Origin of the sequence: Eubacterium sp. LMAG:50, from assembly GCF_008680265.1 — a bacterium.
GTDB lineage: Bacteria > Bacillota > Clostridia > Lachnospirales > Lachnospiraceae > Eubacterium_U > Eubacterium_U album.
In genome coordinates this window covers 1-24,936 of record NZ_NALP01000009.1, presented here as the reverse complement: position 1 = coordinate 24,936, position 24,936 = coordinate 1, and the positions used below count along the sequence as shown (strand labels likewise).

Below are 24,936 nucleotides of genomic sequence, written 5' to 3'. Positions count from 1 at the left end.
TTTAGACATTTTCACTCTTTTATATAAAACTCATATATGTTATAATATACGTCAAATGCCGTAATTTAAACATATGGCAAATAATGTAAAAGGAGGAATAATTCCGAAAAAGGAATTAGAAGAAAAATGAAACAAATTAAGGTCGGAAACCTTGAACTTAGCGACGGTCACCCCAAAGTGTGCGTACCGATAGTAGGCGAAAATCACGATGAAGTGATAGAACAGGCAAAAAAAGTTGTGGAGATGAATCCGGATATAATCGAATGGAGATGTGATTTCTTTGACAGCGTTTATATCGATGAAGTAGAAAATATGTTGATAGATTTGCGTGAGGTAATTAAAGATATACCATTAATCTTTACTTTCAGAACTGATGGAGAAGGTGGAGAAAAATTTATCTCAAACAACAGTTATTATGATTTGAATGTTCAGGTAGCTAAGACAGGACTGGCTGAATTAATAGATGTAGAAGCCTACTCTAAAGATTCAATTGCCTTAGATATGATAGAAGAAATACATACGGCAGGAGCAAAAGTAATTGGTTCAAATCATCATTTTAATGAAACACCAACAAGAGAAAAGATTGTGGAAACATTAATGACGATGGAAGAACTTGGAGCAGATATATGTAAGATGGCTGTAATGCCAAGTTGCGAAGAAGATGTTAAGGAACTCGTATATGGTTCTATTGAGGCAAATGAAAAAATGATAGCACCTATAGTTACAATGTCAATGGGAGAATTAGGCGCAGTAACAAGAGTATGTGGAAAGACAACAGGCTCAGTAATAACATTTGCGGCAGGTGTAAATACATCAGCACCGGGACAAATGACAATTAAACAGGTTAGAAATATATTAGGTATTAATTGTGATGATATCAAAGATAAAAATATATTTATGATTGGCTTTATGGGCACGGGAAAAACTACAATATCAAATGCGTTAGGCTATATTACAGGAATGCCGGTTGTTGATATTGATAAATACATAGAAGAACAGGAAAATATGTCTATAAGTGATATATTTGAAAAAAATGGGGAAGAATATTTTAGAAAACTTGAAACAAAAGCTTTAGAAGAGATGCAAATTAATGCAGGAAAAATAGTATCATGCGGTGGCGGAGTTGTTCTTAAAGATGAAAATATAGAGATAATGAAAGCAGGTGGAAGAACAGTACTTCTCACGGCAGAACCCAAAACTATTTATGACCGTATATGTGAAAATAAAGACAGACCACTTTTGAATAATCATATGACAGTAGAATATATAGAAAAAATGATTGCTGATAGAGAAAAAAGATATCAAAAGGCGACTCAGGTTTCTATAGCAACAGATGGAAAAAGCAGAGTTGAAATCTGTGGTGAGATTTTAGAGCGTACAAGTTTTTAGCATAGGATAAAGATATAGTATTAGAAAGAAAATGAAAATCCGATAGGTTTAGCCTGTCGGATTTTTTACGTGATGAAAATACAGTGGTTTAAATATTAAAGAAAAAATAATCTGAAAAAATAATCTGAAAAAATACTTTCGTTACTAAAACATATAGATATAAATAGAAGTATATGTTATGGTTATCATAAAATTAGTGTTCGAATAATTTAGTTGGAAAGGAGATTTATATGACTAAAGGAAGAAGTAGAATTACAATTAATTATATTAAAAAAATTGTAATTGCATGTGTAATATGTGTTGTAGGTATAGTTGGAACTATTAATGTAAATGCTGATACAAAAAAAGTTGATATCGTAGTTAATAAGACAAAGACTATAAAAGTGAAAGAGCCAAGCGTAAAAGTAAAATGGACAATTAAAAATAAAAAGATTGTTAAAATAGTAAAAATTAAAGGTAAGAAAAATAATATTTTAAATATAAAGGGAATAAAAAATGGCAAGACAAAAATTATAGCAAAATATAAAAATAAGAAGAGAGTATTTATTATTAATGTTGTTAATAAAAACAAGAAAAAGAATACAGATTCAGAAAAAATAATAAATAATCAGGACAAAACGCAAAATAGTGAAACAACATCATCACAGAATACTGCAAATAATAAGAATGAAGAGACAACTACAAATGGAGAAGCGGGAAAAGGCGATAATCAAAATCCTGTAAATGAAACAAAAATAAAATTGTCATATGTTAACGATAAAATAACTTTAAAGGATAATCTAATAATTAAATATTCATTGACTAATGGCAAGGGAGTGATAGCACTAGATTATAAAACAGAAAAATTGGAAAAATATATAGATGGAAAATGGGAAATCATCGAAAAGAAAAATGAGTATCAGAATACAATGTATGAGGTTAATGATAGTGAGATGATTAGAAATGCAGATTTGAATAATTATTATGATATTTCGACCGGACAATATCGATTAACCAACAAAGTTAATGGTCAGGAATGTATTGTTAATTTCAATGTATATGATAATGATACAAAATTAGTCGGTATATTAAAAAATAATCAAATAAATATGAATGATAAATTATCATTTTATGTTTATGCTGTAGGTAATGAAGATAATACATATCCGGGAAGTCTTCAACCGGGAAAACTTGAAATATATGAGGATAATCAGTGGAAGAACATTGAATTGAGTGACGATGCAAGATTTCCGGAAATTATAATATTGATTGAAAATTTAAGACCGGGATATTTTAGTATTCCTATATTCCAGGATTATGTAGGACTACATTCCGGACACTATAGATATATTCATACAATAGAAGGAATAAATATTCCTATGGAATTTGACGTTTTATAATACATTTTTCTAGTATAATAAATAGAAAAATAGCACGCTTAATAATTGCTGTAGTAAAAAATAGTTGAAATAATAATAATATTATTATAAAATAAAACGTAGCGTGGTAAAACACAATGAACTGTTAGGAGGAAATATTATGATAGCAGCAGGCGATTTTAGAAATGGTGTTACAATCGAAGTTGAAGGACAGATTTATCAGATTATCGAATTTCAGCATGTAAAACCAGGTAAAGGCGCAGCGTTCGTTAGAACAAAATTAAAAAATATCAAGAGTGGTGGTGTAGTTGAAAAGACTTTCAGACCAACTGAAAAATGTCCTAAGGCTCACATCGATAGAAAATCAATGCAGTATTTATATGCAGATGGTGGATTGTATAACTTTATGGATACAGAAACATTTGAACAGATTGCATTATCAGAAGAAACAATCGGTGATGCACTTAAGTTTGTTAAAGAAAACGAAATGGTTACAATCTGCTCACACAATGGTGATGTATTTGCAATTGAACCACCTCTTTTCGTAGAATTAGAGATTACAGAATCTGAACCTGGTGTTAAAGGAAACACAGCTACAGGTGCTACAAAACCTGCAGTGGTTGAAACAGGAGCAACAGTATATGTTCCATTATTCGTTAATCAGGGTGAAAAGATTAAGATTGATACAAGAACAGGTGAATACCTTTCAAGAGTATAATCTGATTTTAGGATTAATAAATAAAAAGAAGTTCCTGTTTGGGAACTTCTTTTTTTATGTTGTGCACCTTGCGGTGCACGTTTCTAATAGGTGAAAGTCTTTAACATGAAAGCAATGTTTAGAAAAACATTGAATGAAGTTAATTTTACATAAATGCTTTGGCAAATGACCACTGACTAATGGAAGTGGTAATACATATAATAGTAGGAGATATTGGGCTGATGAAAGTAGTAATTTTAGACGCAAAAACTTTAACGAATGATGATATTGATTTTTCGGTATTTGATGAATTTGGTGAAGTGACAATTTATGATTATACTAAATATAATCAGATAGCGGAAAGAATAAAGGATGCTGAAATTATTTTGTGTAATAAGTCGATAATGAACAGAATGACTTTGAAGGATGCAAAGAATGTAAAGTATATAGGACTTTTTGCTACAGGATATAATAATGTGGATATAGAATATACAAATGAAAGAAATATAACGGTATGTAATGCAGGAAGTTATTCTACAAATGCTGTAGCACAACATGTATTTGCTCTTATTCTTGAACATTACAATAAAGTTGGAGAGTATAACAAATTTGTTAAAGACGGAGGGTGGATACACAGCGAAAAATTTTCGCCATTTAAACCAATGAAGGAAATGGATGGAAGAACATTAGGAATTGTAGGATATGGTTCAATAGGAAAGAAAGTTGCAAAAATTGCACAGGCATTTGATATGAAGGTCTTAGCGTATAACAGAAGTCCTAAGAAAGATGAAAGCGTCCGATTTGTAGAAATGGATGAACTGCTTGAAAAATCAGATATAGTTTCTATTCATTGCCCATTAAATAGCGATTCAGAAAAGATGTGTAATAAAGAGTTTTTTGAAAAAATGAAAGATGGAGCACTGTTTATAAATACATCACGAGGCGGAGTAGTTGATGAACAGGCATTAATTGATGCTGTTAAATCTAAGAAAATATCAGGAGCAGGTCTTGATGTAGTAGCAGTAGAGCCGATGGAAAAGCATGAAGAGATTCTTGATATAGATAATATAATTATTACACCTCACTCAGCATGGGCACCTGTTGAAACCAGGACAAGACTTGTTGAAATTGTAAAAAATAATATTAAAAAATGGGTTGCAGGAGCCCCTGTAAATGTTATAAAATAGAACCGAAGGGTGTTAGATATAAGTTATAGTTCTAAAAGAAGATACAAATACTTATATTTAAGGAGGATTAACCAATGAGAAAGGTTATCAGGAAAATTTCAGCTGCTATAGTTGCAACAACTATAACAGTAGCTATGTGTGCAACATGTTTTGCAGGTACAACATTTGAAGGCTACTTTGGACAGAGAGAAAATTGGTACGAAGGAGCTGACGGTAGTTTGTCAGGCGCAACAGCAAGTTCTTTCTCAGCTGATATGGATGCGATTGGCTGGGGCGGTGTTTGGGGAGCACAGGCACACAGAGACATCACAGTGAAGAAAGGACAGAAGTATACTCTTAGTTTTAAAGCAACAACTACAACGGCTGAAAAATGGGTATTCTTTAAAGTTACAGATTCACAGGACACAGTAGTTTATGCAGACTGGTTACACTTACAGCCGGGCGTAACAGAAAACTACAAGGCAACATTTAAAGCATCTGCTAATGCAACATTCATTTATTATGGAATGGGTGGAGAATTTGGTGACAGAACAGAAGAACAGGGTGATATTTATGCACTCTCAGAAGTACTTCCTAATGATGCTGATTCAAGTTTTAGTACATCAGTAAAGGTTACAAACTTCAAATGTGTTAAGTCTAAAGCGAAACTTAAAGTGACAAAGGACAAAAAGAAGAATGGTATAGCTCTTTACAATTACTTAAAGAAAAATGGAAAAATCTTTAAACAGGTTGGAGATTTTGTATGTACTATTCAGACATCAGGAAACAAGATTCAGATAAAAGCAATTCAGAATCAGGAAGTGGTTGCTGATGTTAAGTTAGCAAAGAATAAACCGCAGGCTACAGTAAAGAAATTAAGAAGCAACATAGCTTCAAGTGCAATCAACAGCGCTTTAAAGACAGAAACAAAAATGACATTAAAGAACCTTGGTTATTAATATTGTGCCGACATTTGTGAATGATGTTTGCAAATGTCGGTATTTTTTTGTAGTAGAGGAAATGTCATTATTACAAAAGATAAAGTTCACGGCAAAGTTGAGACTTTGGGGTAAAAATTTAGGGGTAAAAAAATAGATATAATAGAAAATTGTGTGTAAATGAATAAAGAAAATATCGATTTTATAGTAAATAATAGTAATTATTTCGAAGTGAAACCCTAGTATTCGACGATAAATGAGCAAAAATTTGAGACAAAAATTATATAAGTCGAAAAAGGTCGAACACATTTTTACATAAAAGTGGAAAAAGGAAATATAATTATAGAGATAAAAGAAATAAGAAACCAAAGGTTGGTACAGAAGGGGGAAGCACACATGATCGACAAGATTATTGAGAACAACCGCGTTAGCATTGTAGGTGAGATTGTATCTGAATTCAGATACAGCCATGAAGTTTTTGGAGAAGGATTCTACATGGTAGATGTATCTGTAGACAGACTTAGTGAATTAACGGATATTATTCCGTTGATGGTATCTGAGAGACTTGTTGATGTAACACAGGATTACACAGGAAGACTTGTAGAAGTATCAGGACAGTTTCGATCCTACAACAGACATGAGGGGACAAGAAACAAATTGGTGCTTTCTATTTTCGTAAGAGAATGGGAAGAAGTAGAAGAGAATCTTGATGCAGGCAGAACAAATCAGATTTTCCTTGATGGATTTATTTGCAAACCACCAATTTACAGAAAAACACCGCTTGGAAGAGAAATCGCAGATTTACTTATTGCAGTTAACAGACCGTATGGTAAATCAGATTACATACCTTGCATTGCCTGGGGCAGAAATGCAAGATATGCATCAGCTTTTGAAGTGGGTGGACACATTCAGATATGGGGAAGAGTGCAAAGCAGAGAGTACATTAAGAAGATTAATGAAGATGAAAGCGAAAAGCACACAGCATATGAAGTGTCTGTCAGCAAATTAGAATATGTAGACGAGTAAAATCGTTAAAAAAAGCAGAAAAACATCCCAAAACAGACTGAAAAGTTTGTTTTGGGATGTTTTTTCTTGCAAAGGTGCCACAAACAAATAAACAAATTAGTGATATTATTTATTTATACAACAAATTATAAATCATATTATTCTAAAAAATAAAATAACATCTAAAAAAAAAGATTGATTATAAGCAAAATTGTAAAAAATGCAAAAAAGTTGTTGACTTTATAAGAGAATAATCGGACAATAGAGTGGAAGAAATACCATCAGAGATGGTATGCATATAAAGGAGGAAAACATGAGAAATTTTAAGAGGGGAGTTGCATTTGCCATGGCTGCAGTTATGACAGTGTCAATGACTGGAGTGATAAGTGCGGATGCAAACGAAGAAAGTAGCACTATATCAAGCTGGAAAGAAGAGGCAGTTATTACACCAACTGAAGGCAAACTCGTAGGAGCAGGATACATTAATGTTAAAGTTAATACATCTGTAACAGATGCAGAAAGCTATAATATTGTATTTGATGGAAAAAAAGCAGTCGAATTAGAAGCTAATGGTGAGAATGAACAGATGGCAGAAGTTTATACAACATCTATAGCAAAGCATACATTAAAGGTTGAGGCTGTTTTAGCTTCAGGTGAAACAGTAGAGTCTAATGAAAGAAACTTTTTTGTATCTAAAAAAGGAATTGCTTTAGGCGAAGATATGAGTAAAACAGTTGAACTTAAAAAAATGAATTTATCATGGTATTACAATTGGCAGGCAACACCTTATAATAATTCAATTGATGATGGAGTTGATTTTGTACCAATGATTTGGGGAAGAAATCAGGATGATCCGGATGGAACAAAAGATGAAAATTTATTTAAATACATTGCAGAGCAGTGTGCTTTAGTTCCAAAGGATGCTAATTACATCCTTGGATATAATGAACCTGAATTATCAGCTCAGGCTAACATATCAGTTGTACAGGCACAGAAAGGCTGGGAAGAAATACAGAAACTTGGAAAGAGAACGGTATCACCTGCTATAAGTAATCCTAATGGAACATATAGCGGATGGCTTACACCATTCTTAAAAGGCGGAACAGTTGATTATAATGGTGTTCAGATCGAGATTGAAGGAGTTAGCTGTGACTGTGTAGCCATTCATACATATATTAGTCAGAGAAGTGTTGGCATGGTGATTGATGCTGTAAAGAAAGTACATGAATTATATGGAAAGCCTGTTTGGATTACCGAAATGGGAATTTTTGGAAGCAAGGCATATGGAGACAAATTCGATTATAGTTATCAGAAACCTGGTGAAAATGAAAAAACAGGTGCATTTATTAAAGAAGTATGTGCACAGTTAGATGAGATGGATTTTGTAGAAAGATATGCATGGTTCCCATACAATATTAATTCAGCAAATGATATTGATTCAAATGATGCAAGTGGATCAACTGCATTATTTGATTATGACTCAGGTAAATTAACAGATAATGGATTCTTATATGCATCATTAGGTAATCCGAAAGGTTATGAAACATATAAGTTGACTGATGCTGATAAGTATGTATATGAGGAACCAACAACACAGCAGCCACCAACAACTGCTACACCTAAGGTAGAAGAAACAACAACTCAGGTTACACCAACAACTGTAGTACCTGTAGAAACAACAAAGGCAACTACAATTGGTAAAGTTAAGATTAAGAGTGCAAAGCTAACAAAGAAAAAATCAGTTAAGGTAACATGGAAGAAAGCTGCAGGAACTAAAAAATATCAGGTTCAGTATTCTTTGAATAAGAAATTCAAAAAATCAAAGACAAAGAAAACCGGTAAATTATCAATTGTATTAAGCAAATTGGCAGGTGGTAAAAAATACTTTGTAAGAGTCAGAGGTATTAATGGCAGTGATAAAGGACCATGGTCTAAAACAAAAACATTTAAAACATCTAAGTAGAATACAATAAAAATGTTACAATTTTCACACCTGATTTAAAAGAAAATGATTGAAGGTATGTGAAAAATAGATAGTATTTCAAATTATAAATCGTTTTATTTGTGAAAATATTATATTTTGGATTGTAAAATAAAAACGTTTATGATAAGATGTTCATAGATTGAAAATAAACGTTTTCAAAAAGAAAAAAAACAATTTTATTTGAGGAGGAAATTGAAGATGAGAAAGGTTTTCAACAAAGTTATGGCAGGTGCTATGACAACAGCTTTAGTTGCCACACTTGCAGTAGGATTCAAGGTAAACACAACAGACGTTAAGGCTGATACAGCTAACGCACTTACAGGTAGCTGGACAAGTTCAGCAGAAAGTTATGAACCAAATGATGCTGTTATTACACAGACAACATTTAAGTCAACAGCAGTAGATAATGTTTCTGCTAATATTTCTATTACAGGATGGCAGGCTAATTGGACAGCAGAAAGCGCTGCTCCGGAAGATGCAATTGTATTAAATGATAAAATCTGGGGTGAAAAACCATATCAGATTAAATCAGAAATTAATGCTAAAGTTGTTCCTGGAAATACATATAAATTAAAATTTACAGTTAATAACGGAATGATGGAAGCAGATACAACTACAAAGACAGAAAAGAATATTACAATTACTGTAAATAGTGGTATTGAAGGTGATAATGATAACACAATGTTATTTAAGACAATAACTGTTCCAGCAGGAGCAACAGAAACATACGAATTTGACGTTCCTGTAAGTCCTGATTATTTAAGTAATGATATTAAGGTTCAGTTAGCATATGGTTCATATTATTATTCATATGAATTAACACAGGCAGTTAAGGCTGGAAAAGTTACAGAAGAAGCAGCTAAGGCTTGCAAGTATGCATACGCATATGGAACATCAGAAAATGTAAATGCACATGGAACATTAGCATTCACAGACATTTCTTTAATGGGTGAAAAGTATACACAGAGCGTTATTCCTGAAAGACAGACAACAAAGGCTCCTGAAGCAACAACAACAACAAAGGTTCCAACAGGTAATACAAATACAGTAGCTCCTACAACAGCAGCTCCTGCAGTAGTAGCAAGCAAACCTGCACAGGTTAAGAAAGTTAAGGCTGTTAACAATGCTAAGAAGTCAGTTAAGGTTACTTGGAAGAAAGCAAAAGGTGCTAAGTCATATCAGGTTAAAGTTGGAAAGAAAAAATACAACACTAAGAAGACTAATGCTAAAATTAAAAAACTTGCAGTAGGTAAGACATACAAAGTTCAGGTTCGTGCTAAGAATGCTGCAGGATTTGGTAAGTGGAGCAAAGCTGTAAAAGTAACAATTAAAAAATAATAAAACAGAACAGCAAATATAATTTTCAAAAGTAAGTATGCGGCAATTATCAAAATATTGCCGCATATTAAACATAAGGACTGTAATTAGGAGGACAAATAAGTGAGATTATTTAAGAAAACTATGGCGGTTGCATTAGCATCTGTTATGACTATAGGAATGGCAGGCGTTGCTTCAGCAGCACCGGTTCCTGCAGGAACAAATGTTTTGGCAGGATTAACACAATGGACATCATTCTCTGTATGTACTAGAGAAGATGGTGGAGTATGGGAAGAAGCTTTAAAAGCCATCCCTCAGACAAAAGGTGTTGATTATGCAACTGAAGGATACATAACAGCAGGTTCAACAGTTTCTAATTTTGATTTCTTTGTCATTAATTCCGGATGGGATGGAGAATACAATAAGTTAACAAATGAATTAGTAAATGATAACCCATGGGGTATGACAGCCACACTTGAAAATGTACCTGTTGAAGCAGGACGTAATTACACAATTTCTTTTGATATTTCCAGCACATTAAAGGCAAATAAAAAAGATGCATTAGGAAATAAGATAGGGGATATTACTACAAAGCATATTTTATTCAAGGCATATAAGCCTGGTAATGGTGATGAAGCTTTAGAGTTAACTTCAACATCTAATATTACATCAGATGGATATATTACATTAGATTCTTCAAAGAAAGAAAGTATGAAGGTTTCAGCGGTAATCAATGTACCAAAGGATTATAAAAAAGGAAATATTGGATTAAAATTCGCTTTAGGTGCATTCTTAAAGACATATGCTGATGAAATTGGTATGGCAGGATATATTCATGTAAACAATTTTGTAGTTACAGCTAATAAACAGTACACTGTTAATTTTGTAAGCCAGAATAAGACAATGTCTACAAAATATGTAAATGAAGGCGAAAAGGTTGATACATTTGCAGCTAAGAGAAAAGGATACACATTAGTAGGTTATACAGCTAATGGTGTTTTATATAACTTTAATTCTCTTGTATCAAGTGATTTAACTCTTGTTGCAAAATGGAAGAAAACAGCTGCACCGGCAAAGGTTAAAATTGCTTCTGTAAAGAGCAAAAGTGCTAAGAAAGCAGTTGTATCACTTAAGAAAGCAAAGAATGTTAAAGGATATGCTGTTCAGTATTCAACAAATTCAAAGTTTAAGGGTGCTAAACAGAAAACATCTAAAAAGACAAAAATTATACTTAAGAAACTTAAATCTGGATCAATTGTATACGTAAGAGCTAAAGCTTATACAACAGATTCAGCAGATAACAAAGTATTTAGTAAAAAATGGTCAGCTAAGAAGTTAGTTGTAGTTAAATAAGTTTAATATTAGAATTAATCTTAAGCAGGTGAAAGGGTGTAGAGATTTTATATGAATATCATATAAGTCTTTGCGCCCTTTTTTTAAACAAAAATCTTAGATGCTATAATTTGATTTTAAATGTAGAAACATTTTATTTAGTTAGAGAGGATAAGATATGAGAAAAGCAAAGAGAATATTAGCATTTGCATTATCATTAGTTGTTGCATTTTCAGGAATTAATTATGTTGCAAGCACAAGCAATGAAGCAGTAGCTGCTACAGTTTCAACAACAGAATGGACTAATAATGGATTGATTAGTCCTGCTAACGGATCATTAATTGGAGCAGGATATATAGATGTAAAGTGGAATAATAACCTAGAAGGAGTTTCATCATATGCAGTTTATGTTGATAACGCATTAGTAGGAACAGTTGCTCCATCAGCATCAGAAACTTTATCATGTGAATTTTACACAGTTGATGTATCTGCACATACAGCATACGTTTCAGCTACATTAACAAACGGAACAGTAGTTAATACAAATACAAGTACTTTTTATGTTACAAAGAAAGGAATTTGTATAAATGAAGATATGGGAGTAGGTATAGATGCTTCTTCATTAAATGTTGGTTGGTATTATAATTGGGGCTTTACAGCATATAATGAAAAAAATTTTAAAAACAGATCATTTGATAATATGGACTATGTACCTATGATATGGGGACAGGGAACAGTTAAAGAAGCAGCTTTTGAAAACGCAAAAAAGAATGGATACAAATATATTTTAGGATATAATGAACCAGATTTAACAAATCAGTCTAATATGTCAATTGAAAAAGTAATTAACAGATGGCAGGATTTTTGTAATTCAGGACTTAAAGTTGGCTCACCTGCAACAGCTACAGCACCGTGCTGGTCTGATAAATGGTTTAAACCTTTTATGGAAAAGATATCAGCAAATAGTTCGTTAGATGTTGATTTTATTGCGGTACATTGTTATTGGGGAACAGATTTAGATTCAACTAAAGGCGCATTACAGTTCTTACAGGCAATTGACCAGACATATGCATTATATCATAAGCCAATTTGGATTACTGAATTTGCAGTAGGTGAACAGCATATGAACTTAAGCATGGCTGATTCTACATGCGCAGCAAATACAAGAAACTTTTTAAAGATTGTATTAGAAGGATTAAATGCAAGAAGTTATGTAGAAAGATATGCATGGTTCTCATTCGACCCTGAAGACAATAGCAAATTTACAGACAGTGCTTCAGGTTTGTGGTACAGAAATACCGGAGTGTTAACAGAATTAGGAAAGTTATACGCAGAAATTGGAAATCCTGCAGGATATCCGGCAAAAACTTATGGAGTATATACTCCAAGTGGAGTTGATACATCAGCAGTTGCGTGTGCAGCATCAGTTAAACCTGTTATATATACTGCATTAGCAAATAACAAAAAGAAAACTATTAAATTAAATCTTAAGAGCGTAAATAATGCAGCAGGATATGAAATCAAATATTCAACATATAAGAATATGAAGAAAGCTAAAACAAAGAGTACAACAAAACTTACATATGTACTTAAAAAATTAAAAGCCGGAAAGAAGTATTATATTCAGTCAAGAGCTTACTTTATTATGGATGGCTCAAAGTTGTATACAGGTTGGAGCAGCAAGAAAGTAGCAAAAATAAAGAAAGTTAAAAAAGTAAAAAAGGCAAAAAAAGCAAAATCAGCTAAAAATAGTAAGAAAAAATAATTGCATAAGTGATTGTTAGACAAAAGAAAAAGGAAATAGGGGTGAGTATCTTACCTATTTATTTTGAAAAGGTAACAGGAGATTATTATATGAGAAAGTTAAGAAAAGTAATTGCAATGGCTTTGATGTCAGCGGTGGTTATTGCCGGAACTCCTGCTTTTAACAATGATGTTAAAGCAGTTACAATAAATAGTGATGCAGGTGCAATAACACAGTGGCAGACAAATGCAATAACAAATCCGGTAGCAGGCAAATTAGTACCTGCAGGCTATGTTGATATAAAGTGGACAAGTGCAAATGATTTAGGAGAAGTAAAAGGTTATAAGTTGTATGTAGATGATGCTTTAGTTAATACAGCAACGTCTAATTCCACACAATTTGAATATTATACGACAGTAGTAAGCCGCCATAAGGTTTATATTATTGCTGAATTTACAGACGGCTCAAGTATAACATCATCTACATTCTATTTCTATGTTACTAAAAAAGGATTGTGCGTAAATAATGAAATGGGGAAAATGTTAATACCTGATGATATGAATATAGGTTGGTATTATAATTGGGGAGTAAATCCATTTACATATAGTTGTTATACAGATATTGACTATGTTCCTATGATTTGGGGAACAAACTCAGAAAGATATATATCATCAATTGCATCTAAAGGATACAAGTATTTACTTGCATATAATGAACCGGATATGGGAGCAAATGTTGGCGGAAGTAATATAAACGTAAATACAGCGATTAATAATTGGAATAAATTTTTGGGATATAATTTCCATTTAGGTTCACCGGCACCGGCTTTAAGTCCATCATGGGGAATTGATAATAATACAGGTGGCAAATGGTTTAGAACATTTATGAATGGAATAGACCATAGTACAATAGATTTTATACCACTTCATTGTTATTATGGAACATATGGAGGAGTTGAAGCTGCAAATACTTTTCTTACAGATGTAGTAGATAAAACATATGAAATGTATCACAAACCAATATGGATTACAGAATTTGCTCCTAGTGGATGGGGATATAGTAACTCATATGGAAGAAAGCAGTGTAAAGAATTTTTAGAGGCTGTATTAAAAGGATTAGACGAGAGAAGTTATGTAGAAAGATATTCTTGGTTTTCTTTTGATACAACAGATGAAACAAATGGTGCAGCAGCATTATGGACAAATAAAACAGGTGTATTAACTGATTTAGGAAATGCATACGTTGCGAATGGAAATCCTGAAGGATATAGTTATGGAAATTGTACGGCAATAGATAATTCTACTATGAATGTTGTGTATGCTTCATTACAGAATGATAATAATAATAATAATAATAATAACAATAATAATAATGCAAATGATGGTTTAGATGGTACTACTGTAAAGAAACTAAGAAAAACAGGTATTATATCTGTAAAGAGTTTAAAGAAGAAAACAGCAAAAATTAAAATCAAGAAGGTTGCAGGAGCGAAAGGATATCAGATAAAATATTCTGACAGCAAAAAGTATAGAGGATATATAACTAAAAATGTAACAAAAAGAACAGTTACAATAAAGAAATTAGACAGAAAAACAAAGTTTTACTTTAAGGTAAGAGCATATACAAAAGTTGGAACTAAAAAAGTATATGGCGCATGGAGCAAGACAAAATCGGTAAAAGTTAAATAATACAGATTTGAGTAAATATTTAAAGTCCAATAATATGTTACAAAGAATAAAACTAAAAGTTTTATAGACAAATTATGAATAAGAATAAAGCCATAAATACATATTGAAATTTATAATTGTATTTATGGCTTAAAAATTGAAGGGATTAAGGTATATTAAGGGAAAATCAATGAAAAATATTAAGAAATTAATTGCTGCAATTATTATGTGCTGTTTTGGAGCGGCAATAGGAATTGTGGGTATATTTGTAAATGATAATAGTAAAAAAGAAGATACACTGATTAAATGGAAAGAAAATGCACTTGTTAATCCAACCCCGGGAAAGATGATAGGCGCGGGAAACATAGACATTACAATTGCAAATTTAGAAGATATATATGAAAACAGTGAAAAATATGGCAAAGTAAACGAATATAATATTTATATAGATGGAGAAAAGAAATTTACCATAAAGCCGGATGAATTTGCAAAAGAGGAAAAAGAAGATGAAGGTTTTGTTTCAGGAATGAAGCTGGAAGATATGACAAAAAAAGAAGAATCCATATCAGATATAGCATCTGTTGCTACAGTAGAATTTCACTGCGCAAAAACAAATTCTTATGAAATATACATAGAAGCTGATTACGATAACGGAAGTAAAATATATTCAGATGTATTTACAATTTATATTTCAAAAAAAGGTTTATGTGTAAATAAGGATATGTCAAGAGAACTTGCAGCAGATAAGATGAATGCATCATGGTATTACAATTGGGATATTACACCATTTAATTATTATTCATTTGAAAATATGGAGTATATACCTATGATGTGGACTTATGGCTCAACAGAGGCAACTATGATAGAAAGACTAAAAAAAATGGGATATAAATATTTGTTGGCATACAATGAACCTGATTTTACTGATCAGTCAAATTTATCAGTTGATGAAGTTGTAGATGCATGGCCTGATTTTATGAATAAAGGCATACAGATAAGTTCACCGGCAACAGCATTATGCCCTCCGTGGTCAAAAGACTGGTTTCAGCCGTTTATGGAGCAGATTGATGCAGATGATAATCTTAGTATAGATTTTATTGCGTTACATCATTATTGGAACTGGTATAGTGATGAAGGTGTTCAGGCATTTTTAGATTTGATTGACCAGACATATGAAATGTATCATAAGCCGATTTGGATTACGGAGTTTGCAATATCAGGAGATCCGGGAAAAAATCAGGAGCAGTTAGATGCAGTTATTGGATATATGAAAGGTGTAATACCGGGATTAGAAGAAAGAGATTATGTAGAAAGATATGCATGGTTTTCATTTGGAAGCAGAGATTCAAGAAATGGAGCATCAGCATTGTATGACATTTCAACAGGGGAATTTACTGAACTTGGTAAATTGTATTCAAGTGTAGGTATACCTGCCGGATATCAGGATGATTCCGTAGATGTAATAAAAGAAAATGATATTAAAGATATTTTGATAAAATGATAGACAATATAGCAATATGACCATATTATATAAGGAGGGGAAATATAATTTACCGCTATTCGTAAAGGGGTGAATTAGGTTGACTTATATAATGTGGAGTGCTATTATTATTTTAAATGATAGTAGAGGTTGCGCTACTTATTAGTAAACTGTATGATGTCCCGGAGACAGACGATTACAGAGGAAAGGATGTGGCGCCGAAAGGATTCATTCCGGAGATGAATTTTTGGGTATATGGTTAAGAGCCATATAACTGTCATTAGGAAGTACCCTGATGGAGAGCTACTTATAAGCATCGAAGCGATACTTTTAGGGAGCACACCACGTGGTCCCTTTTATTACGCATGTAACTATTAAATTTATTTTATTTTACAAAAGATAGTTACGGAGAGATTGTATATAAATAAGTGGTGTAAATAATGGGATTAAGATTATGAAGGAGGACATTAAAATGTCGATTTTTACAGGTGCAGGTGTAGCAATTATCACACCTATGAATGAAGATGGTTCAATTAATTATGATGAATTAGGACGAATAATTGAAAATCAGATTGCCGGAGGCACAGATGCAATTATTATTTGTGGAACAACAGGTGAATCTTCAACAATGAATGATGAAGAACATATTAAATGCATTAAATATGCAGTAGATAAGACAGCTAAGCGTATTCCTGTAATTGCAGGAACAGGTTCTAACTGTACAAGAGAAGCAGTCAACCTTGCTAAACAGGCACAGGAAGTTGGTGCAGACGGATTATTATGTGTTACGCCATATTATAATAAAGCTACTCAGGGTGGATTATATCAGTATTATAAGGATATTTCAGACGCAGTAAATATTCCTATTATTATGTATAATGTACCATCAAGAACAGGAACAAACATCCTTCCTGAAACAGCAGTTAAGATTGCAAAAGAAGTAAAGAATGTAGTTGCAATTAAAGAAGCATCAGGAAATATTTCACAGGTAGCTAAGTTAGCATCACTTGCAGATGGATGTCTTGATATCTATTCAGGAAATGACGACCAGGTTCTTCCATTGTTATCATTAGGCGGAAAGGGTGTTATTTCAGTTTGGTCAAATGTAGCACCTGCTAAAGTTCATGATATGGTAGCATCATATATGGATGGAGATATTGAAAAGGCACAGAAGATTCAGTTAGAAGCAATTGAATTAATTGATGCATTATTCTGTGAAGTTAATCCAATCCCTGTAAAAGCAGCAATGAATATGTTAGGATATAAGGCCGGTTCACTTAGAGCTCCTTTAACAGAAATGACAGATACTAACAAAGAAAGATTAAGAAAAGCAATGGAGAATTACGGAATTTTATAAAGCTTTCATACGGAGGTAAGGATGACAAACATAATTATGAATGGCTGTAACGGTAGAATGGGAAGAATGATTACTGATATAGCTAATAAAGATACAGACGTACAGATTGTCGCAGGAATTGATGCTTATGACAAAGTGGCAAATGATTATCCTGTTTTCACAAATATTTTTGACTGTAATGTTGATGCAGATGTAATTATTGATTTTTCAACAGCTAGTGCAATAGATGATTTATTAAAGTATGCAGTAGAAAAGAAAATTCCGGTTGTTTTGTGCACAACAGGTCTTACATCAGAACAGTTAGATAATGTTCAGAAGGCAAGTGAAAAAGTTGCTATTTTAAAATCAGCAAATATGTCTTTAGGAATTAACACATTAATGAAGATTTTAAAAGTTGCAACAGAAGTGTTAGCCAACAGAGGATATGATATTGAAATAGTGGAAAAGCATCATAATCAGAAATTAGATGCTCCAAGCGGAACAGCATTAGCACTTGCAGATTGTATTAATCAGGTTTTAAACAACGAATATGATTATACATATGATAGAAGCAGCAGAAGAGAAAAGAGACCTGAAAAGGAAATTGGAATCTCAGCAGTAAGAGGTGGAACAATTGTAGGTGAACATGAAGTTATATATGCAGGAATTGATGAAGTAATTGAAATTAAGCATACAGCTTACTCAAGAGCAGTATTTGCAAAAGGTGCTGTTGATGCAGCTAAATATCTTGCTTCTAAAGAAACAGGAATGTATAACATGGCTGATGTATTAAATTAAATCGAATAAAGTTATGTATAAAAGAATGGAAAATGAAAGTTAAAGTTACTTTGCTAATGCTAAGAACTATGAACTATGAACTTTCGAAATCATGCCATTTTAATATTTTAAAAATAGAAATGATTTTTGCCGAACTCAATTTATATTGATTTCAAATTAAATTATTTCTATTTTTTTATATATTTTTATAATTTTTGTAAAAGTGTTCATAATAAATGATGTAAAAACTTTTATGGAGGTTATTATGAACAATATTAAAAAATACTTAGTAGCATTTGTAATGATGCTTTCAATGGTTGGATTTGTAGGCTGTGGAAATAATGATGCAGCAAACGATGAAATGAATGAATCAATGAATGAAACTGTAGAAACAACAAATGAAATGACAACAGAGACTACAACAAATAGAACAGACAGAAACGAAACAACAAGAAGATCAGGAAACGTAAATAGTTCAACTGATACAAATGGTGACGGAGTTGCAGATGATGTAGTGGATGATGTTATCGATGGTGTTGAAGATGCAGGAGATGACATCATAAACGGTGCAAGAGATAATCAGAACAATAACGAAACAAATGTAAACAAAAAATAAAATATAGGTATTTTTGGTAAGCCATAAGCATACTATATGATAACGAATTTGTTATTAAGGTGTTTATGGCTTATAAAATTATGTTGGACCCGGGACATGGAGGTTGTAGATAACGCAAGTGATGAAAACAACGAAAATACAAGGAGAAAGGCAACTGTTGTACCTATTAAAATAGAATATGTGTGAGAGGACAAGCCTTTCAATAATGTAGACGTTCAGAAATGAGCGTCTATTTTTATACCTAAAATGAAAGGAGCATTAGATTTATGAAAAAGACATGGAAACGATTGTGTACGGGCTTCTTAGCTCTTGCAACTGTCGTTACTGCTTTACCGACTATACCCGTCCATGCAGAAAGTAAGCAATACTGGACGGAAAGTGCGGAGCGTGTCGGTATCATTGAAAAAGTAATGAATGACGGTTCTATTGGTTCGACATTCAATGAGGGCTATATGAAAGTCGAGGGCGAAACTGCCTATTGTATTGACATCAATACAGATTTTAAGAACGGCTACAAGACCAGAGCTGACGCAAGCTCACGCATGAGTGCCGACCAGATTTCAGATGTGGCGTTATCCTTAGAGTATGTCAAACAGTATGGCGAAGCTCACAAGGAACTGAACTACAAGCAAGTCTATCTGTTGGAACAATGTGTTGTCTGGCAGAGATTGAGCGTACATCTTGGCTGGCAATGTGATAACGTGCGAGCTTCTTATGATGAAATTCCAAAGGCAACGCAGGACGAAGTTTTTGCTGGTGCGAAAGCCTTTGTCAAAGAAAATAAAGGGCGCTATGAATGTGGCGGTTATATCTACTCTGGCGAGGGGCAGGAATTGGGACAATTCTGGGCGAAACTGAATGTTGGAAATGCAAAACTGCAAAAGACTTCCAGTAATGCCAGCATTACAGACGGTAACAGGAATTACTCTATCTCTGGTGCGACATACGGTGTCTTTGCTGATAAGGACTGCACGAAACAGCTTGCCACCCTTACGACTGATAAAAACGGAAATACAGATGTTGCAGAGGTAACGGCTGGCACAGTCTATATCAAGGAATTATCTGCACCAGCAGGATATAAAGTAGATAAAACTGTATATTCCTTAAAGGTTGAAGCTGGAAAAACAGCGACTTTGAAAGTATCAGATACACCGAAAGTAACGGACACTTTGATTGAGCTTTTCAAGATTGATATGGAAACACAGAAAGACAATCCGCAAGGGAACGCTTCTTTAGCAGGTGCGGAATTTACATGGAAGTATTATGCTGGCTTCTACAATAAAGGAAATCTCCCTGCCGAAGCTACTCGTACATGGGTTACAAAGACAATCGCTGAAACAGACAGTGACGGGACAACTCATTACATCACAAAATTAGCGGACGCATACAAGGTATCTGGCGACAGCTTCTATATGCAGGACGGCAAAGCGGTTCTTCCACTTGGAACGCTAACCGTTGAAGAAACAAAAGCTCCAAACGGCTACTTGTTAGAGGGTGCATATATGCAGACTGGCGATAAGTCCGAACAGATTAAGGGCTTATATGTAACACAGATTACCGAGGACGGCGACCTTGCCGTATTATCTGGAAGTAACCAGTTTTCCGTATCAGACAAGGTTATCCGTGGCGGTGTGAAAATTCAGAAACGAGATTTAGAAACGGGCGATACCAAACCACAAGGAAGTGCCACTTTGAAAGATACTGCCTTTGACATCATTTCCTTAAATGATAATGCGGTATTGGTTGAGGGCAAGTTATACAAGAAAAATGAAGTGGTAAAAACAATTCGTACAGATATTGAGGGTATCGCTTCTACTTCTTCTGACCTCTTACCTTATGGAAATTTCCGTATCGTTGAAAGTGAAGCTCCCGACGGTTATTTAACTGACGGTGCAAAACCGATTGATTTTACAATCACAGAAAATGGAAAAATCGTAGACTTAACCGACGAAGCTCATTCTATCTATAATCAGATTAAGCGTGGAGATATTGAGGGCGTGAAAATCGGTGCAGGCACACACAAGCGTCTTGCTGATGTTCCCTTTAGGATCACAAGCAAGACGACGGGAGAAAGTCATGTCGTGGTAACTGATGATAACGGGCAGTTCTCCACTTCTGCTGACTGGGCTTCTCATAAGCACAATACCAACGCAGGAAAGACCAGCGAGGACGGTGTATGGTTTGGAACTTCTGAACCAGACGACAGCAAGGGTGCGTTACCTTATGATACCTACATCATTGAAGAATTAAAATGTGAAAGCAACAAAGGTTTTGAACTTATCCCACCTTTTGAAATCGTAGTATCAAGAAATAATCTTGTGATTGATTTAGGGACTTTGACTGATGAATACGAAAAAGAAATCTCTATCCATACCACATCGACCAACAAGGACGGCGAAAAGACTATCCTTGCAGGAAAAGAAGTTACAATCGTTGATACCGTCAAATTAGACGGACTTACAAAAGGCACAAAATATCAGCTCAAAGGCTGGCAGATGTTAAAGGAAGAAAACGCTGAACTTGTCATTGACGGAAAGCGTGTAGAAAATGACTATACCTTTATTGCTGATGATGAAGCTATGAAAGTGGAAATTACTTATACATTCAATGCGTCCGAGCTTGGCGGTAAAAATCTGGTAACATTCGAGGAATTATACGATTTGAGCAATCCAGAAGAACCCGTAAAAGTTGCGGAACATAAAGACATTGAGGACGACGGACAGACGGTACTTATCACAGAGCGTATCATCAAAATTCATACGACTGCTACCGATAAGGACGGCAACAAAGAGCTTGAAGCTGGAAAAGAGGTAACAATCATTGATACCATAACCTTAGAGGGCTTAGAAGTCGGCACACAGTACAAACTTGTAGGCTGGCAGATGTTGAAAGAAGAAAATGCAGAGCTTCTTATCAATGGAAAACGTGTGGAAAGTGATTACACCTTTACCGCAGACAGCGAAACTATGAAAGCGGAAGTTGCCTTTACCTTTGACGCTACTTCTCTTGACGGCAAACAGCTTGTAACTTTTGAAGAATTGTACGATTTAAGCAATCCAGACGAGCCGAAGAAAGTTACCGAGCATAAAGACATTGACAACGAGGGACAGACGATTACCTTTAAGGAAAAACCCGAAGTCCCAGAAGAACCAGAGAAACCCAAAACACCACAGACACCAGATACACCGCATAAAACAGACAGTCCAAAAACGGGCGATAACACGAACCTTTACGGACTGCTTGCATTATTACTAACTTCTGGTGCTGGACTGGCAGGTATCTTCTTCTACAAACGCCGTCAAACGAAGAAATCATAAGGCGGTAACGATATGAGAAAAGAAAAATCACGCTCTCCGCCGATACCGTGTCGGCAGACTTACGCTTATTCTGGCTTGTCTGCCAACAACCTGCAAGAACACGGATAGTCAAGGGTGCGTAAGCATTTATTTTACCCTTTACTATCTGTGGGATTGCTGGTACTTCCCTAACCGCCAGAATAAGAAATCACAATCAAAAAACTTATCAAATATAGAAAGAAACGAGGTAAAACACTATGGAAATGAAATATGTCGTGCCAGATATGGCACAGTCTTTTGGAACTCTTGAATTTGCAGGCGAAAGCGACCATGTTTTTGAGAGAGATAAAGATAACCGCAGATTTTTCGCAAGAAGAAGCTACAACCTTTATTCAGATGTACAGAGAGGGGAAAATGTTGTGGTAGAAATTCCCGTGCAGGCTGGCGAAAAGCATTTCAAGTATGAGCAGAAAGTAAAACTTGTCAATCCGAAGTTATACGGCAGAGGTTACGCAATCGGGGATATGGGACATACCGATTATGTGTTGCTTGCTGATGATATTGTAGCAGTTGAAGAAAAGTAAAGGAGTGGAAACATTATGAGATTATCAAACGGGTTTGTCATTGACAAAGAGAAAACATTTGGAGAATTAAAATTTACAGCGGTGCGTGATGTGTTCTTGCAGAATGAGGACGGGACACCGAGTACCCAGCTTAAAAAGCGTATCTATGATTTGAAGTGCAGTTTGCATGGTGGAATTATCCCCGTGTCCGTACCGCCAGAAGTACCAGTAAGGGAATTTCCGTACAATGCAGTTGTGGAGCTTGTCAATCCAGTAGCAGATACGGTATCACGAAAAACCTATACGGGTGCAGATGTGGACTGGTATGTAAAGGCAGAGGATATTGTGTTGAAGAATAAAGGCAATCAAAACGCAGGCAATCCACAGAACCATGTACCGCAAGGACAGATGAAAAAATAAATGTGAGCCCATATTTTTCTTGTAACTTATATATAGAACCGATATAATTAGTTGAAAAGTTCTGTTTTAAGCCATGTAAAACTATTTTGACAAGGGAAAATGGCAATGTCAAAGGCTTTTGACAGACAAAATAGCTATATTCATATACAATAAAGGAGAAGATTCAAGATGGATATTGGATTACAAATCAAAAAATTTAGGGAACAACAAAAAATTTCTCAAGAAGAACTGGCTCTTAAAATATTTGTTTCAAGACAAACAATTTCTAACTGGGAAACAAATAAAAGTTGTCCAGATGTTAAAAGTTTAATTACTTTATCTAATATCTTCAATGTGTCTTTAGATAATTTTATAAAAGAAGATATAAAGGAGATGAGGGAGATTGTAGAAAAAGCAACTATTAAAAAGTTTAATGTGATAAGTGTAGTTTTCCTAATTGAATTGATAGTCGTAGCCATAAGTGCCTATCCTTTATTTAGTATTAAGGGAAATATAGGAATTATTATTTGGTTATGCTTGTTTGCAATAACGCTCTATACGGCAAGTAAGATTGAAAAATTCAAAAAGAGCCATGACATTCAAACCTATAAAGAAATTTTGGCATTTATTGACGGAAAGCAATTAACGCATGATGAAACACAACAAGAAATAGGAAAAAGAAATTATCAAAAAATCATATTTGCATTCATTGCAGGTGTAATCGCACTTATTATATGTTTTGTTGTAATTTTAATTTGTCAGCACTTAATTTAAAAGGGAGGAAAAATCATGGAATTTTGGCTTATTATGATTGCCTTTATAGTTATGGGTGTAAGTTGCTCATTAGCAGGTACTTGGTGGGATAGAAAAAATAAAAAAGATAAAAAAGAAGAAAAGAAACAATAAAATTTACACTTTATTGTTGATTAAGCAGTTAGTCTTAGGATTGACTGCTTTTTTCATACCTAGAAAGGATTGATTTATGCGTATGATTTGGAACAAAGGACACCGTATCAGAGCCAGCGACAAGCACCTTGTCTACCACTTTTCCATAGGGACGCTTCTGTTTGTATTCATGGCGGTTCTTCTGCTACTGAACATCAAACAGCTCATGCGTACCGACTGGGAACATTTCAGCTTGTTAGAAAACGGCTTGACGCTTTCCCCTTACAACTTCATAACTGTGCTGATAGCGACTGGTGTTTGTGCATTGGTCGCTTTTCTGTATTACCGCTTCTGTTACGACAGTTTCAAGAAGCTATTGCACCGTCAAAAGCTGGCACGAATGATACTGGAAAATAAGTGGTATGAAGCCGATACCCGTACAAGACAGCGGTTTTTTTACTGACCTGCAAAGCAGATCAAGGGAAAAAATCGTCTGGTTTCCAAAGATTTATTATCAAATGGAAAAGGGATTGCTCCATATCCGCTGTGAAATCACGTTAGGAAAATATCAAGACCAGCTTTTACGGTTAGAGGATAAATTGGAAAGTGGCTTGTATTGCGAGCTGACCGACAAGACCTTACATGACGGCTATATTGAATACACCCTGCTTTATGACATGATAGCAAACCGCATTACCATTGATGAAGTATGGGCAGAAAACGGCTGTCTTAGGTGATGAAAAATCTTGTGTGGGAATATGACGCACTCCCTACGCTTTGATTGCTGGTGGGACTGGTGGCGGTAAAACTTATTTTCTGCTGACGCTCATTGAAGCCTTACTGCATACCAACGCTGTCCTTTACATTTAGACCCAAAGAACAGCGACCTTGCAGACTTGGGAACAGTCATGCCTAATGTCTATCACACCAAAGAAGAAATGATTGATTGCGTCAATGCCTTTTATGAGGGCATGGTACGGCGAAGTG

Annotated in this window: 19 protein-coding genes, 1 pseudogene and 1 riboswitch; all 20 genes and pseudogenes read left to right on the top strand. The window is 34.3% G+C overall.

The features are described 5' to 3' along the window. Positions 1 to 126 precede the first annotated feature (126 nt). Positions 127 to 1,389 carry a type I 3-dehydroquinate dehydratase gene (aroD, locus tag CCC31_RS12325; RefSeq protein WP_290851878.1) on the top strand — a complete coding sequence of 421 codons (1,263 nt, stop codon included), beginning with the start codon at positions 127 to 129 and terminating at the stop codon, positions 1,387 to 1,389. Positions 1,390 to 1,619: 230 nt separating this feature from the next. Beyond that, entirely contained in the window at positions 1,620 to 2,768 is a 1,149-nt protein-coding gene (locus CCC31_RS12320) for a hypothetical protein (RefSeq protein WP_290851876.1), read from the top strand. A gap of 139 nt (positions 2,769 to 2,907) precedes the next feature. Further along, complete coding sequence (gene efp / locus CCC31_RS12315; RefSeq protein WP_117910655.1) at positions 2,908 to 3,465, top strand: elongation factor P; 558 nt, start codon at positions 2,908 to 2,910, stop codon at positions 3,463 to 3,465. Between the two features lie 221 nt (positions 3,466 to 3,686). Then, complete coding sequence (locus CCC31_RS12310; protein ID WP_117910656.1) at positions 3,687 to 4,631, top strand: D-2-hydroxyacid dehydrogenase; 945 nt, start codon at positions 3,687 to 3,689, stop codon at positions 4,629 to 4,631. A 74-nt stretch (positions 4,632 to 4,705) separates the two neighbouring features. Beyond that, entirely contained in the window at positions 4,706 to 5,569 is an 864-nt protein-coding gene (locus tag CCC31_RS12305; protein ID WP_147585683.1) for a hypothetical protein, read from the top strand. 375 nt (positions 5,570 to 5,944) lie between these two features. After that, positions 5,945 to 6,574, top strand: coding sequence for a single-stranded DNA-binding protein (locus tag CCC31_RS12300; protein ID WP_022088190.1), 630 nt, complete (start codon positions 5,945 to 5,947; stop codon positions 6,572 to 6,574). A 292-nt stretch (positions 6,575 to 6,866) separates the two neighbouring features. Beyond that, positions 6,867 to 8,516: a glycosyl hydrolase gene (locus CCC31_RS12295; protein ID WP_290851872.1), complete on the top strand. Its 1,650-nt coding sequence runs from the start codon at positions 6,867 to 6,869 to the stop codon at positions 8,514 to 8,516. 219 nt (positions 8,517 to 8,735) lie between these two features. Further along, positions 8,736 to 9,875, top strand: coding sequence for a fibronectin type III domain-containing protein (locus CCC31_RS12290; protein ID WP_290851870.1), 1,140 nt, complete (start codon positions 8,736 to 8,738; stop codon positions 9,873 to 9,875). A gap of 102 nt (positions 9,876 to 9,977) precedes the next feature. Beyond that, on the top strand, positions 9,978 to 11,207 hold the full coding sequence (locus CCC31_RS12285; RefSeq protein ID WP_260978105.1) for an InlB B-repeat-containing protein: 1,230 nt from the start codon (positions 9,978 to 9,980) through the stop codon (positions 11,205 to 11,207). 157 nt (positions 11,208 to 11,364) lie between these two features. Beyond that, complete coding sequence (locus CCC31_RS12280; RefSeq protein ID WP_290851867.1) at positions 11,365 to 12,951, top strand: glycosyl hydrolase; 1,587 nt, start codon at positions 11,365 to 11,367, stop codon at positions 12,949 to 12,951. Positions 12,952 to 13,040: 89 nt separating this feature from the next. Then, positions 13,041 to 14,618, top strand: a complete 1,578-nt coding sequence (locus tag CCC31_RS12275; protein WP_290851865.1) for a glycosyl hydrolase — start codon at positions 13,041 to 13,043, stop codon at positions 14,616 to 14,618. 169 nt (positions 14,619 to 14,787) lie between these two features. Continuing rightward, entirely contained in the window at positions 14,788 to 16,098 is a 1,311-nt protein-coding gene (locus tag CCC31_RS12270) for a glycosyl hydrolase (RefSeq protein ID WP_290851863.1), read from the top strand. 115 nt (positions 16,099 to 16,213) lie between these two features. Then, a riboswitch (Lysine riboswitch) is annotated at positions 16,214 to 16,391 on the top strand. Between the two features lie 158 nt (positions 16,392 to 16,549). After that, positions 16,550 to 17,434 carry a 4-hydroxy-tetrahydrodipicolinate synthase gene (dapA, locus tag CCC31_RS12265; RefSeq protein WP_290851862.1) on the top strand — a complete coding sequence of 295 codons (885 nt, stop codon included), beginning with the start codon at positions 16,550 to 16,552 and terminating at the stop codon, positions 17,432 to 17,434. A 21-nt stretch (positions 17,435 to 17,455) separates the two neighbouring features. After that, a complete protein-coding gene (gene dapB / locus CCC31_RS12260) occupies positions 17,456 to 18,211 on the top strand; it encodes a 4-hydroxy-tetrahydrodipicolinate reductase (protein WP_117910665.1) in 756 nt (251 codons plus the stop codon). Positions 18,212 to 18,455: 244 nt separating this feature from the next. Beyond that, positions 18,456 to 18,806 (top strand): hypothetical protein, encoded by a 351-nt coding sequence (locus CCC31_RS12255; RefSeq protein WP_117910666.1) that lies wholly within the window; start codon positions 18,456 to 18,458, stop codon positions 18,804 to 18,806. A gap of 266 nt (positions 18,807 to 19,072) precedes the next feature. Then, positions 19,073 to 22,123 carry an SrtB-anchored collagen-binding adhesin gene (locus tag CCC31_RS12250; protein ID WP_290851859.1) on the top strand — a complete coding sequence of 1,017 codons (3,051 nt, stop codon included), beginning with the start codon at positions 19,073 to 19,075 and terminating at the stop codon, positions 22,121 to 22,123. Positions 22,124 to 22,359: 236 nt separating this feature from the next. Continuing rightward, positions 22,360 to 22,686: a YdcP family protein gene (locus tag CCC31_RS12245; RefSeq protein ID WP_042741781.1), complete on the top strand. Its 327-nt coding sequence runs from the start codon at positions 22,360 to 22,362 to the stop codon at positions 22,684 to 22,686. Between the two features lie 15 nt (positions 22,687 to 22,701). Continuing rightward, the gene (locus CCC31_RS12240) at positions 22,702 to 23,085 is read left to right on the top strand and encodes a YdcP family protein (RefSeq protein WP_003062614.1); all 384 of its coding nucleotides are present in this window, start codon (positions 22,702 to 22,704) and stop codon (positions 23,083 to 23,085) included. A gap of 168 nt (positions 23,086 to 23,253) precedes the next feature. Beyond that, positions 23,254 to 23,838, top strand: coding sequence for a helix-turn-helix transcriptional regulator (locus tag CCC31_RS12235; RefSeq protein WP_004612086.1), 585 nt, complete (start codon positions 23,254 to 23,256; stop codon positions 23,836 to 23,838). Positions 23,839 to 24,046: 208 nt separating this feature from the next. After that, a pseudogene (locus tag CCC31_RS12230) lies at positions 24,047 to 24,936 on the top strand (ATP-binding protein); the annotation flags it as partial.